Origin of the sequence: Tichowtungia aerotolerans, assembly GCF_009905215.1 — a bacterium.
Lineage (GTDB): Bacteria > Verrucomicrobiota > Kiritimatiellia > Kiritimatiellales > Tichowtungiaceae > Tichowtungia > Tichowtungia aerotolerans.
In genome coordinates this window covers 3,430,047-3,442,316 of the sequence record NZ_CP047593.1, presented here as the reverse complement: position 1 = coordinate 3,442,316, position 12,270 = coordinate 3,430,047, and the positions used below count along the sequence as shown (strand labels likewise).

The 12,270-nt window shown below is 47.4% G+C and carries 14 protein-coding genes; 9 read left to right on the top strand and 5 right to left on the bottom strand.

Annotated features, from left to right (window positions below; all coding sequences use genetic code 11):
- Position 1: 1 nt before the first annotated feature.
- The 9 genes from GT409_RS14110 (at position 2) to GT409_RS14070 (ending at position 9,092) form a co-directional block, all read left to right on the top strand.
- Positions 2 to 841 carry a patatin-like phospholipase family protein gene (locus tag GT409_RS14110; RefSeq protein WP_160629698.1) on the top strand — a complete coding sequence of 280 codons (840 nt, stop codon included), beginning with the start codon at positions 2 to 4 and terminating at the stop codon, positions 839 to 841.
- Positions 838 to 1,776, top strand: a complete 939-nt coding sequence (locus GT409_RS14105) for an aminoglycoside phosphotransferase family protein (RefSeq protein ID WP_160629697.1) — start codon at positions 838 to 840, stop codon at positions 1,774 to 1,776. Before GT409_RS14110 ends, GT409_RS14105 begins: the two co-directional genes overlap by 4 nt.
- Positions 1,777 to 2,019: 243 nt before the next feature.
- Positions 2,020 to 5,106 (top strand): tetratricopeptide repeat protein, encoded by a 3,087-nt coding sequence (locus GT409_RS14100; RefSeq protein ID WP_160629696.1) that lies wholly within the window; start codon positions 2,020 to 2,022, stop codon positions 5,104 to 5,106.
- Between the two features lie 2 nt (positions 5,107 to 5,108).
- Positions 5,109 to 5,474 (top strand): tetratricopeptide repeat protein, encoded by a 366-nt coding sequence (locus GT409_RS14095; RefSeq protein ID WP_160629695.1) that lies wholly within the window; start codon positions 5,109 to 5,111, stop codon positions 5,472 to 5,474.
- A gap of 14 nt (positions 5,475 to 5,488) precedes the next feature.
- Positions 5,489 to 6,262, top strand: coding sequence for a MotA/TolQ/ExbB proton channel family protein (locus GT409_RS14090; RefSeq protein ID WP_160629533.1), 774 nt, complete (start codon positions 5,489 to 5,491; stop codon positions 6,260 to 6,262).
- A gap of 28 nt (positions 6,263 to 6,290) precedes the next feature.
- Complete coding sequence (locus GT409_RS14085) at positions 6,291 to 6,704, top strand: ExbD/TolR family protein (protein WP_160629534.1); 414 nt, start codon at positions 6,291 to 6,293, stop codon at positions 6,702 to 6,704.
- 20 nt (positions 6,705 to 6,724) lie between these two features.
- Positions 6,725 to 7,168 (top strand): ExbD/TolR family protein, encoded by a 444-nt coding sequence (locus GT409_RS14080; RefSeq protein WP_160629694.1) that lies wholly within the window; start codon positions 6,725 to 6,727, stop codon positions 7,166 to 7,168.
- 2 nt (positions 7,169 to 7,170) lie between these two features.
- Entirely contained in the window at positions 7,171 to 8,283 is a 1,113-nt protein-coding gene (locus GT409_RS14075; RefSeq protein ID WP_160629693.1) for a hypothetical protein, read from the top strand.
- Positions 8,284 to 8,306: 23 nt separating this feature from the next.
- A complete protein-coding gene (locus tag GT409_RS14070) occupies positions 8,307 to 9,092 on the top strand; it encodes a hypothetical protein (protein ID WP_160629692.1) in 786 nt (261 codons plus the stop codon).
- Here GT409_RS14070 and GT409_RS14065 read toward each other — a convergent pair.
- Genes GT409_RS14065 through GT409_RS14045 form a run of 5 tightly spaced genes read right to left on the bottom strand, consistent with a single transcriptional unit; the run spans position 9,087 to position 12,269 of the window.
- A complete protein-coding gene (locus GT409_RS14065; RefSeq protein WP_160629691.1) occupies positions 9,087 to 10,370 on the bottom strand; it encodes a type IV pilus modification PilV family protein in 1,284 nt (427 codons plus the stop codon). The two genes, GT409_RS14070 and GT409_RS14065, sit on opposite strands and share 6 nt — an antisense overlap.
- Before the next feature lie 2 nt (positions 10,371 to 10,372).
- Positions 10,373 to 10,837, bottom strand: coding sequence for a PilW family protein (locus GT409_RS14060; RefSeq protein ID WP_160629690.1), 465 nt, complete (start codon positions 10,835 to 10,837; stop codon positions 10,373 to 10,375).
- Between the two features lie 3 nt (positions 10,838 to 10,840).
- On the bottom strand, positions 10,841 to 11,251 hold the full coding sequence (locus GT409_RS14055; RefSeq protein ID WP_160629689.1) for a type II secretion system protein: 411 nt from the start codon (positions 11,249 to 11,251) through the stop codon (positions 10,841 to 10,843).
- Positions 11,248 to 11,733, bottom strand: coding sequence for a hypothetical protein (locus GT409_RS14050; RefSeq protein ID WP_160629688.1), 486 nt, complete (start codon positions 11,731 to 11,733; stop codon positions 11,248 to 11,250). Before GT409_RS14050 ends, GT409_RS14055 begins: the two co-directional genes overlap by 4 nt.
- Complete coding sequence (locus GT409_RS14045; RefSeq protein ID WP_160629687.1) at positions 11,730 to 12,269, bottom strand: hypothetical protein; 540 nt, start codon at positions 12,267 to 12,269, stop codon at positions 11,730 to 11,732. Before GT409_RS14045 ends, GT409_RS14050 begins: the two co-directional genes overlap by 4 nt.
- Position 12,270 lies beyond the last annotated feature (1 nt).

Below are 12,270 nucleotides of genomic sequence, written 5' to 3'. Positions count from 1 at the left end.
TATGAGATTGTTTCGCAGAAAACCTAAAAAGATCGGGCTTGCGCTGGGCGGGGGTGGCGCGCGCGGGTTGGCGCATATCCATGTGCTGGAAACCCTCGATGAACTTGGGATTCGCCCTCATGCAATTGCCGGGACAAGCATCGGATCAATTATGGGGGCGCTGTATGCTTCCGGCCTGACGGGATTGGAAATCCGTGATCTGGTTGATCGGTTGCTGCTGCGAAATGTTGAAAAGGTTTCAGATGTGTTTACCCGAAAAGACATCTTGAGATGGATTGGACTGATTGATCCGTCTTTTCAGCGCGGTTCGCTGGTTAAAGGAGAAAAGTTTGTCCGATTTCTGTCAGAATCAATGGACTGCAGCGCTTTTGAGGAATTGCAGATTCCACTTCATGTCTCGACGACCGATTACACCTCCGGACAAGAAGTGGTTTTTTCTTCCGGAGATCTTCTTTCTGCAGTGCGCGCCAGCATGGCGATTCCCGGCTTTTTTGCTCCTGTGGAACGCGAAGGAAAGGTGCTGGTAGATGGCGGGCTGGTAAATCCGCTGCCGTATAATCTGCTAAAACAGGAATGCGATGCAGTTATTGCTGTTGATGTGAGCGGATCTTTGGAGATGCCGAATAAACGACCGGATTTTTTTGATGCGATGCTCGGCAGTTTCGATATTGTGCAGTCTGCGTTGATTTCCGAACAGCTTCGGCGTGATCCTCCAGCCGTCTATTTGAAACCAGACCTGCACGGAATTCGCATTCTGGAATTCAACAAAGCCGGCTTGGTGTTTGAACAGTCCGAGCCCATCCGTGGTCTATTAAAGGACAAAGCAGGAAGGCTTCTATGACAGATTCGGCATATACCGAACTGCTGAAGGCCTGGGGGATTGGATTTGCTGAAAGGAAACAGGATTTAGCAATTGCTGGAAGCCCGGAACGGACTGCAATGCGAACCGTGGTTCGAGATGAAAAGGGAAAGTTTTGGATTCTGGAGCAGATTGAGCCGGATAACCTGGACCGCAAACAACAGGTTGCTGAAAATATCACTTGTCTGTCGAAGCATATTCATTCTGTTCATCCCTGGTGCAGGTCGGTCGAAAAACAGTTTTTCCAAACATTTGGAAATCATAACTGGATGGTTCGGCCCTATGTTGAGGGAATGCCGCTGGATCGCGAAACCTGGCTTAATGAACCGTGGCGGCTTGAGGCAATGGCTGAATTTCTAATCCGGCTTCAGAAATGTTCCGGATTGCAGTCGGCGTCGTTCTTTTCCATGCCTGATTATACGGCAAAGAGAATGAAAGCATGGGGCAGCAGGTACCCTAAGCTTGCGGAAGCTCTGTCTCCAGTATTCGGCAGGCTTCGGAATGGATTCTTTTCTGTGCATGATTCGTTGCCGACGGCTTTTTGTCACGGGGATTTTCACCCGTTGAACATCGTGTGGGGGGAAGGTCATATTCGGTCAGTGATCGACTGGGAGTTTTGCGGGATCAAACCGGAACTGTACGATGTGGCGCTGCTGCTCGGGTGCATCGGTTTTGATGATCCGGACAACCTGATCAGAGAGCCTGCGGTTCGGTTGGTTGGTCGGTTGAAAGAGTCCGGATTTGGCGATCATCAATCATGGAACGAACTGACCGGATTGATGGCAACGATTCGTTTTGGATGGATGTCTGAATGGATTCGCAGACAGGACGAAGAGTCCGTAGAGATGGAGGTTGTTTACATCGATATTCTGGTCGATCAGGCGAGTTTTCTTTCAAAGACGTGGGGCTTGGGTTAGTGTGGAGGGTCCCATGCTTCGGGGCTGTCGCGGAAGAGTTCCAGAACAAACATTTTGGATATATGGGTTGAAGTTTGCTTTACTGTTGTTTAGCATTATTTGCTAAGTTTGCGAATAGGAGTTTCTAGTGTCTGGGGTAGCTAATAGAGAAGGACTGAGATGATAAAAGCAATGAGATGTCACGTCTTCCAACATCGAATCCTGATTCGGGCAGGGGCAATTCTGTTGCTGAGCACATCTGCAATGGCCAGAGAAATTGTTGAGCAAAAGTCTCCCGAAGAGATTCGCTCTGAAATGAGTGCCAGCGGTCTGCTGTCCGAAGCCGGTCTGCTCATGAAGCAACAGAACTACACTGCTGCAGTACCCTATCTGAAAGATTATCTGGAGCGCATGAAAGAATCCGATGACAAACGGGTTCTCGCTTTGATGCAGGATGTGCGTTTCAAGCTTGGAAAAACCGGAATTTTAATTGGCGATTCAGAACAGGCCCAGACCTATTTTGAACAGTACATGAATTCCAAGCCGATTTATCGCCGTCGCGAAGTACTCAAATCGCTGGCGGTCAGCTATTTTGAATCTAAGAATTATGAAAAAAGCATTGCTGCAGTGACCAATGCTTTTGCGCCACCACCGGAAGTTGAAGAAGAAGAAGAGGTGGAAGAAGTCAAAATTGATGATCTGGACAAAGAGGATCGGGGGGGGCTGACAAAACGTCAGCTCAAGCGCTATCAGGAAGAAGCGGAAGAATACAAAGATGAGTTTTTTACTGAAATTTCTGCTGATAAACCGCAAGAGGAACCTGAGTATACAGTTCCGGATAAAGTCTTGCTTAATTTAACGCTGGCTGAATCTTATGCCGGGTTGAAAAAATGGAAGTTGTGCGTTGATCCTTATGAGTATGTGATTGAAAACGCAGACAAAATGCCACGGCGCGGGTATGCGATTATGAAACTGGTCACTGCGCTCAGTAATCTGGGTGAATATGATCAGGTTCGGAAGCAGATTGTAGATCTGGCAAACACAGATGTGCGGTATGATATTCGTGTAAATATGGCCATGATGAATGCCGCTTCTGCTCTGTTCAATGTGGCCGAATACGACAGCGCCTTAATGCTTTATCGCATGATTCTTCCTCGTCGTGCGCTGGCGGACTTCCATTTAGAGAAAGCAAACGAATTACGCCGAAATTCCGGCATGCGCGAAATGCAGATCGCTTTATCCACCAATGATAATGGTAAGGTGGAAAGTCTCCTTGGATACAAATATGCGGAAGCCTCTTTTGAAGGAGAGGGCGCGCCGCAAGCTTTGGGAATTGAGATGCCGCCGGGGCTTGCCGAACTCGAAGAGTCCATTGGAACACTGCTTTCTCTGCCTCCGTATGAGGATGATGTGGTCTATCGCGTAGGCCAACTCTATTATGAATGCGGTCGTCCATGGGAAGCTCTGGGGGCATTTGATCTCACGACATCTCGCGATCCAGACGGAGAGCGAGGTTCAAGAGCATTCTGTGATGCAATCCAGGTTCTCTCCAAGCTGGAGCTGTATGATCGTATGGAAAAACGGTGTTTTGCTTTTCTGGATGAGCACAAGGATGGCACGATGCCCCGTCAGGTGGCGTACTATTTAACCGCTGCGTATCAGAAACAGGAAAAATTCAAAAAGATCAAGGAGCTACGTCCTTATCTGGAAGGATTTACCTCCGCAGACAGCCTGCCTGCAGCGGATAAGCTGATGGCGGAACAATACGGGTGCGAGCTATACTATATGCAGGCAATTGCAGACCTGATGCTCCTGAATTATAAAGATGCTCTGCAGGGCTTTGATCTGGTTCTTGATAAATTCCCAAAATCTCATCAGGAAGACAACGTGCGGTACTGGCACGCTATGACGCAGATGTTCCTTCAGAATTATTCACTCGCGTATGATGAATTTGAGTACTATCTGGGGCATTTCCCTAAGGGGAACTGGGTTTCTTCAGCATGGTTCCAGGGCGGAATCTGCCTCTTTGGGCAGGAAAAATATGAAGAGGCAAACGAACGTTTCACCTATGTAATTGATACGTATCCTGCCTCAGCAGTTTATCCCGATGCCTGCAGCATGCGCGGAGATATTCGGGCGTCTCAGGATTATGAAGGCAATTTGAAAGATGCGGTGAGCGATTACCGTGAAGCAATCAGAACTGCCAAAAAAGTTGCCCAGGCAACGTATGCAACGTTCCAGATGGCCGCCGTATATGAGCTGGACAGTAAAAATGATGAGATTATTGAGCTGGTCAATAATTATCTGGATACGTACGGCGAAGAAGCCGATGTGGCCAAAGCCGCATACTGGCTTGGAAAAATAAAGCTGGAGCAGGGGTTGGTCGGTGAAGCTATTGATGCCTATCTGGATACTATTTTAAAATATGGTGATGATGTTCGGCAGGATGGCGTGGACTTGATTATTTCTGAACTGATGAACACGGCTCGCCGACTGGAGCAGGACGATCAGGATCAGTTGAGAAAACGTCTGGAATCAGCACTGGCATCGTCTGAAAATCCCACACTGCAATTACGACTCCGAGTCATGCTGGCAGAAATGGATGATAAAAAAATCGAGCTTGGCGACACTCTGATCAATGAGCTGGAAACTTTAAACGGGGCTCCGCCACCGGTTCTGGCCGTTATTTGTGATGCTTCATTTGCTAACGAAGACTATTCCCGAGCCGAAGAAATTCTGAAAATATTCATGGATCAGTTTGAAGAATCTGAATATATGCGGGCCGCCTACAAACTGCGCGCGTACGATCTGTTTGAAAAAGGAAGCTATGACGAGGCCCTGAAGATTGTCTCGGACGCACAGGGACTTTACGGAGTTGATGTAGATACAGCATGGGCTCAGGTAATGAAAGGTCGCATTGAGCTCGAGCAGGGCAATACGGACACAGCTCGTGAGTCCTTTAAAATGATTCTGACAATTCGTGCGTGGAGGGGTGAACCGTATGCCGAGGCTTGTTATTACCTGGGAGAAACGGAAGAAAAAGCCGGTAATCTTAAAAAAGCCTTTGCGTGGTACCAGAGAACCTATTTCATGTATAAAGGTCATGCAGGCGGGTACTGGGCTGCCGAAGGATATCTGGCAAGTGCACGCTGCCTGCAGAAACTGGGACGAGATGTCGATATGAGAAATACATATCGTGCAATGCTTTACGACAAATATGTGAATGAGCTGCCTCAGGCCGACGTGGCTCGTCAGGCTCTCGGACCGGCTGAAGTCCGTGAGATTAATGAAAAAATGGCTGCCGGAATTCAAACCAACCTGACGGTTACTGTCGAATCGGAGGAACTCTAATCATGAAACATATACTTTTCTGCATTGTGCTGACAGCGTTTGCATTGACTTGGGCAGCAGATGAAGAGCCTGCCGTTGCAGCGCACTATAAAAAAGCCGTTCTTTTGAGAGATCAAAACGATGTGGCTGCCGCAATCGAAGAAGTGGGCAAAGGTATTGCGCTGAATCCTCAGGAAGAAGAGTGGCTTGCAAAAAGTGAGGTGCTGAGTGCTGAGCTGTATCTGAAGCAGGGGGCGTTGACGTCCGCAGAAGTTACGGCTCGTCAGATTACATTGCTTTACCCAGAAACTGAATTTGCAACAGAAGCGCAGAAGCTTCTGGAAGAGATCAACCGGTTAACCGAAGAAGAGTCCGTACAGGCGGAATGAGAATGGAGGAAACGATGAAGAAGACAGGAATTGCAATCATGGTGCTGCTTGGAGCGGCAGGGGTGGTCTTTGGGCAGGAGGCGGCTCCGGAAGCTGCGGCGCTGACGACCGAGAACGCCACGCTGTGGCAGTTGATCAAAACCGGTGGTATCACCATGATTCCTCTGGGGATCCTCTCCTTTGCGATGGTGACCTTCATCGTGCAGAACTTTTTCTCCCTGCGTGAAAAGACCCTGCTGCACACTGAAATGCTTCCGGAGCTTCTCGAGATGATGCTCTCCAAGAAGGTTCGTCATGCGCTGATCTACTGCCGCAAGCATCCCTCCATGTTCACCAACACCTTTGCCGCCGGACTTGAGCGCTGCATGAAAGGTGAAGTCAGCTTTGATAAAGTACATGAAGCGGTTGAAGAAGCCTCGGTTGAACAGATGACCCAGCTGATGAAACCGATCGACTATCTCTCCATCATCGGTGCAACATCCCCGATGCTCGGGCTGCTCGGTACCGTTATGGGTATGATCAAGGCCTTCCAGACCATGGGAACACAGGGAATGGGTAAACCGGAAGTGCTCGCCGGGAACATCGGTGAGGCTCTGATCACCACCGCGACCGGACTGATCATCGCGATTCCGGCGATGGCCTTCTTCTTCTACTTCAAAAAGCGTTTCGACAAAACCCTGGCCACCCTCGGCCGTAACCTCAGCTACCTGTTCGATGCTCTCGAAACCGGAGAGAAACCGCTGACGTTTATGGATGTGGAAGCGCTTGAACAAATGGGTGATGAATAGTGTCTGAGCCTTCTGACGGGAAAGAACCATGAAAATTCATGCCAAAAGAAATGACGATGAAGTTGCCGTCGACATGTCGCCCATGATCGATCTGGTGTTTCTTCTGCTGATCTTTTTTCTGGTGGCTTCAGCGGTGATCAAGATCGACAAGGTTCCGATTGAAGTGCCTTCGGCGGTTTACGCGAAGGTTCCGGAAGACGAAACGGGTCGTTTTGCGATCACGGTGAATGCAGACGATGAGATGTTCATTGGACCGGCCTCGGATCTGGTTGCACTGGAAGAGCTCACCGACCGGTTGAGGTCGGAGATCGAGGCGGACCCGGAGCTGCGGATCGTCATCCGGGCGGACAAGCAGGTGAAATACGGCGCGAATGAGAAGATCATGGAGGCCTGTGCGGAAGCGGGGGCGAACGACCTGATCTTTGCGGCCTTTGAGGAATAGATGTTTAGCAGGAGAGAGACGTGAATTTAAGCAAGCGAAACAATGCAGGAGAAGCGAAGATGGAGCTTCAGATCGCGCCGTTGATTGACGTGGTGTTCCTGCTGCTCATCTATTTTATGGTCACCGCCTCGCTGATCAAAAAAGAAGGAGATATCTCCTTCGTACTGCCGGCTACGGTTTCTGATCCGAATTTGAAGATTGAGATTCCGGTTGAGGCGGTTATTGAGATCAACGAGGATGCAACAGTGGTCCTGGAAGGTATGCGTTTTGCGGCAGAAGATACGCGACTGGACGATCTTGTAAATCACATCAAAGGCTTAAAACAGGTTGCCGAATCCCAGAAGTCTCCTTTTTTTGTGAACCTTCTGCCTCATCACGATACGGTGCATCGTCGGATTATTGAGGTTATGGATGCCTGCGCTGCTGCAAAAGTTGACAGTTTAACATTTAGTAAAAGTTTGTAGTCATGAAACGATTGGTCAAACGAACAAAAGGCTTGATTAAAGGGGCGCCTACGGCGGTTCTCGTCAGCATAGGAATTCATGCAGCGATTCTGTTGTTAGCCGGTGGTATGGTTGTGTTTACTGTCGTCAAAAAAATGGAACAGAAATTTGAGCCTCCGCCGCCGGTTGAGAGAAAAACGGTCGAGCTCAAAAAGCCGAAGGTTAAGGTGAAAAAGCGGGCCAGGCCGAAGGCCAGCCAGCGGATCTCGTCTAGGAATATACAGGGAATGTCCAATATTCAGCTGCCCGAAACATCCCGCATCAGCGAAGGCCTTGGAGGAGGTGTCGGAGGATTCGAAATGATGCCGGATCCGGCGGATATGAGTCTTTTCGGCGGAAAAAGTTCATTATCCATTGGAAATGATTTTGAGGGGACATTCTATGCTTTGACCCTGGATCGCAGCGGCAAACGTAACAGTCAGTCCGTTGGAGATGAGTATTATCGCGAAATCGGGCGTTTTCTTGACTCAGGGTGGAATCCGCGTTCTTTTTCGATGTATTATCGGGCGCCGCAGAAGCTTTATACAACCTTTTTCTATATTCCGATGACCGCTTCGGAATTTGTTCCGCGAAGTTTTGGGATTCCGGATGAAGTCTACACTCTGAACTGGATGGCTCATTACAAGGGTAAGTTTGCTGCCAAAGAAAGCGGAACGTACCGGTTTTGGGGACGTGGTGAAAATGTCTGTGTTATTCGAGTCAATGGGGAAGTTGTGTTGACTGGCGGTCATGTATTAGCAGCCGCACTGATGTCTGACTGGCGAGGCTCGGCAGAAGAGCACCGTAAGTACTGGCGAGGACACGGACCGATGGGTGTTGGGGATTGGTTTGAGCTGGAAGCCGGCGTACCCGCTGACTTTGAAATTGTTTTTGGTGATACGGGCGGTGCATGGACTCAATGTACTGTAACCATTCAGAAAAAAGGTGAAATCTATCCAAAAAACCGTGACGGGGCTCCGATTCTCCCGGTATTCAGAACCGCAGAGATTCCTCAGCATCTGATTGATGAAATTACATATTCAATGATTGAAGGGGAGGCCGACCTGACTGGTGGACAACTCTTCAATGTATATTAACCGCTTTTGCCTACCAAAAGATTATGATGAAAACGTTACATTCTATAATTTTTGCGTCTGTTTTTGCTGTAGTGTCTCTTGCAGAAGGGGCTCGGATGTGGACGGATGTGGACGGCACCCGCTTTGAAGGAACGTTCGTGAGAGAACTTCTTGGTCGAATTCAGGTCCGGGATACCGAGGATAAGCTCCGCATGATTCCTGTTGAAAAACTATCAAATGCCGACCTGAATTACCTCCAGCATAAAATTGTACCCGAAGTAGATATTACGGTTAGAAAAAAATCCCGCCAGAAACCTGAAATGGAATGGACGATCAGTGGTGATAAAACCACGCTTTATACCTGTCAAATAACGCTCGAAAAAAAGAGTGATATGGACAGCAAGGCCAAGTTGACTGCCGAGCTTTATTTCATTGCTGACGAGGAAGACGGTGACAATTACATATTAATTGAACACGCTACTAAGCAATTTGTTTTTCCCGAAGGAAAAAACAGTCAGATAGAGTGGGTCGTTAATGACATCCCGATTCGCAGATATTTTGCTGGATGGGCTGTTGCTGCCGCCAAATGGAGGGGAGGGACATATCTGGGCTATATTGTGACCGTATTGGACCCTCAGGGGGAAATTGTCGACTATAAGACTGATCTCGGCAACGAAGATTGGATGTCAGATGTGCCGACTACTGTTAGAAAACTCCGCAAACTGGCATACGAAGGACGAGGATCGGTATACAGTCGCCATTTCACGAAAAACATTGAAAAGGCGAAGCTGCCTCGCATTGAATGGCACTACAGGAGCAATTTCTTATAAAAGTCTCTTCCAATTGCTGTTGATGATCACAATGTTGTTTCCAAAATCGAGCTGCCACTCTTCATCGAAAACACTCGGATCATAGGTGATGCTAATCGATCCCGGTGACGCGCAGTGTCCGATCTCCATATGCCTTCCAGCGATGACGCTTCCGTAAATATCGGCCTTATGGCGAAAAATAATGTCATATTCGGCGTAAAAAACTCCTTCAAATGAAGGTTTCGACGGGTTTTGATCCCCGATGGAATGCCCGGCTGTTAGGATATGGTCTTTGTCAATCGTTCCCAATGTATTATCATATTCTGGATCAATATGGCCTAAACTCCCGTTTTTGGCAATTAGCGCCACAGCACCGCCGTCGATATCGTGCTGTAGGCAGATGTTTCCATTTTGAGAGAAGACTTCGACGTTGTCACCCAAGCTCGTATGTTGAGAGAAACTGATATTTCCATCGACGACAATTTCAACATCATCACTGACTGACTGGTCATTTCCATTAAAAATAAGATCCCCGTAGACAACCAGCGTTCCTGCTCCACTGATTCCTTCCGTTAATGTAAGGTCGCCATTAACATAAATCGTTCCGGACAATGCCCCCTCGAATATCGTATTCGTTTGTGTTGATGCGGAATTAATCAGCCCTGCGAATCGTCCATCTGCATCAATAATAGGCGAGTCAGGATCCGGGATATAGTTTTCCGTAAAAGATCCATCTCCGGTGATTGGCGGCGATGTCGCATATGCAGATTGGTTCGAAACAATATCTCCTTCAATATCAAGAGTTCCATCTCTGTAAACATCTCCGTCAATAATAAGCACATCTTTATCAAGATGGGTATGCCCCGGATTGTTTAACCCAATAATGGCACCTGGAATTCCGGACGCATATCGAAAGCTTAATTGAACGGTTGCAGAATCATCAAGTGTTCCAACCTCAGTGCTTCCGGTGGAGCGGATCGTAATGTTACTGATGTTAGACTCCCATACTTCAACTGAATATTTGCCAGGTGCCAGCTCGGTGTAGGGGCCGAATGTTTGCGGGCTTCCACTCAGACCTTCCCGAAAGTCTTTGCTGGCAGCCACCCAGCTCAAGACTCGTTCCAATCCTGCTTCAGCCAGCCAGTGCGCCTGGCTGATACGAAGCTGCTTAACGGTTTCCTGCTCTCCCAACGCCCCGAGTTGTAAAAGAGCAGTGATCATCAGAGAAAAGGCAATGACCATAATCATAACGATTACGAGAGTGGATCCTTTTTTTGTTTGGGAGGGGTTAACTTGCATAATCAGTTCCTGGTATTTACGAAAAGTTGATTGGTTACAGAAATGGCAAAGTCGGTGTTTGCAACGACGAGGGTCAATTCGACACCGTCATTTTGTTTTACAGCATTGAATGACTGCAGGTTGCGGGGAATCAGGATAAATGTGTCCCATTCTGATGTATAAACTAAAGAGTCATCAACTTGTGAAAAAACGCTCGTCTTGTTTGTGGCTGCGCTTTCCACGTTCAAATAATCCTCGCCAACGGTTAATCCGCCATAGGAAGACTCTCGGATTTCTTGCATCATTATCAGGGATGCCATTGAGAGATCCCTGCGAATATCGGTATACGCATTATTGTTTCTCCAGGAAGTAAATGTCATTACCAGAATCATGCTGACGATCAGAACCAACACAGAAGCAACAATGATCGTGATCATTACTTCAATAATGCTGAACCCTTTTTGAGATGATTTGGTTTGTGCTTTCATGAGCTATCTTTCAGATGATGATATTTCAAGAGATCGGTACGTCACCAGTTCTACAGAATGACCGTCTCGATATCCGACGGTAGTTTTGATTAGAACATACTTAACTTTGTCGCCAGTTCCAGGGGCGTAATCAGAAGGGAGGTCGTTGTAATCGACCACGTCATTTGTTGTGCTGACGGTCCATCCATCGGTATAAAAACTTCCCTGAGTAATTGGTTTTTTATAATTATTCAAATGTGCCTCAATTTCAGTGTTTCCGGCATTGATGGCGGACTGTTCAATACTGCTCATTACAACCAGATAGGTTGGGTAAAACAGGGCCGTTACGGCAACAACCGCTAGGATTGCCAGAATGACAATACTCAACATTACTTCTATCAATGTAATTCCGGTATTGTTAACAGTCGGTTTCATTGGGCTGCCTCATCAACGGTGTTTAATTGAACAATCTGAATATCTCCGTTGTTGTCACTAAGTCGGATCTTATAATGATCAATTGCTTCCAGAGTTAAACTGCCGATGCGGTCTCCAATCTTACACAGACGTCCATTGATCTCTGCCAATGGCATTATATGGCTGAGATAGATCCCTGAAAGACAGATATTAATCGGCGGTTCAACAATGGTTATATCTGCGGCAACCTCCATAGGTTTTTTGTTGTGTTTTTCTTTAGGAATCTGAAGGTCATCGCTCAGGTTTCCCTGTAGTTTTATCTGCATATCGGCGATTTGTTCTTTAAGTCTGTTTGCTACAGAAAGATATTGGGCTTCGTACTGCCCGCTTGCCAGGGAGCTTTGAAGAAGCCGGTTTCTTTTCTGAACAAATATAACGCAGACCAATGCTGCGGCAATAAAGCCAAGTACGATCAAATAGATTGTTTTCGAAGGCAGTTTCATTTTTTATCTCGATGAGGCTGGATATAAATGCGACTGAGATCTGCTTCCAGTTGAAAAAGCGATGTTTCCCAGCCGGTATGAATGATTGAAATGCGGGTTTCAAAGATCTGAGGATCGGTCGTTTTGATATGATTTAAGAATGCGGTGATTTCGCGGGGGGTACCTTCTCCTTTTACCAGCATGTCAATTCGGACAGTTCTGGGGTCTTTGGCGATGAGATCCTGGTTCAGTTTAATTGCGGTTACAGTGAGAGGGACTCGTCCAGCAGCATTATTGATTTGTCGTATAATATTGTCCTGAACGGATGTTGTTTGGCTGTCGTCAGATTGGTACGGCAAGATGAAAGAATTGAAATTCTCTGCCGCCTCCGTCATTTCAGGAATGATTTTCTTGAGGGCCTGGTTGCGAATAAAGGATACTTTTTGACGCTCCAGATAGCTGAATGCAGCGCGATCCAGAATAGCAGTCAATAGCAACGGAGTTACTAACCACGCGCTCATAATTGTTTTATTTCTAATAAACCTTGCGCTGTCCATT

Coding starts and splice junctions, on each gene's coding strand:
- GT409_RS14110 (WP_160629698.1), top strand. CDS start 2: ATGAGATTGTTTCGCAGAAAACCTAAAAAGATCGGGCTTGCGCTGGGC.
- GT409_RS14105 (WP_160629697.1), top strand. CDS start 838: ATGACAGATTCGGCATATACCGAACTGCTGAAGGCCTGGGGGATTGGA.
- GT409_RS14100 (WP_160629696.1), top strand. CDS start 2,020: ATGGCCAGAGAAATTGTTGAGCAAAAGTCTCCCGAAGAGATTCGCTCT.
- GT409_RS14095 (WP_160629695.1), top strand. CDS start 5,109: ATGAAACATATACTTTTCTGCATTGTGCTGACAGCGTTTGCATTGACT.
- GT409_RS14090 (WP_160629533.1), top strand. CDS start 5,489: ATGAAGAAGACAGGAATTGCAATCATGGTGCTGCTTGGAGCGGCAGGG.
- GT409_RS14085 (WP_160629534.1), top strand. CDS start 6,291: ATGAAAATTCATGCCAAAAGAAATGACGATGAAGTTGCCGTCGACATG.
- GT409_RS14075 (WP_160629693.1), top strand. CDS start 7,171: ATGAAACGATTGGTCAAACGAACAAAAGGCTTGATTAAAGGGGCGCCT.
- GT409_RS14070 (WP_160629692.1), top strand. CDS start 8,307: ATGATGAAAACGTTACATTCTATAATTTTTGCGTCTGTTTTTGCTGTA.
- GT409_RS14065 (WP_160629691.1), bottom strand. CDS start 10,370: ATGCAAGTTAACCCCTCCCAAACAAAAAAAGGATCCACTCTCGTAATC.
- GT409_RS14060 (WP_160629690.1), bottom strand. CDS start 10,837: ATGAAAGCACAAACCAAATCATCTCAAAAAGGGTTCAGCATTATTGAA.
- GT409_RS14055 (WP_160629689.1), bottom strand. CDS start 11,251: ATGAAACCGACTGTTAACAATACCGGAATTACATTGATAGAAGTAATG.
- GT409_RS14050 (WP_160629688.1), bottom strand. CDS start 11,733: ATGAAACTGCCTTCGAAAACAATCTATTTGATCGTACTTGGCTTTATT.
- GT409_RS14045 (WP_160629687.1), bottom strand. CDS start 12,269: ATGGACAGCGCAAGGTTTATTAGAAATAAAACAATTATGAGCGCGTGG.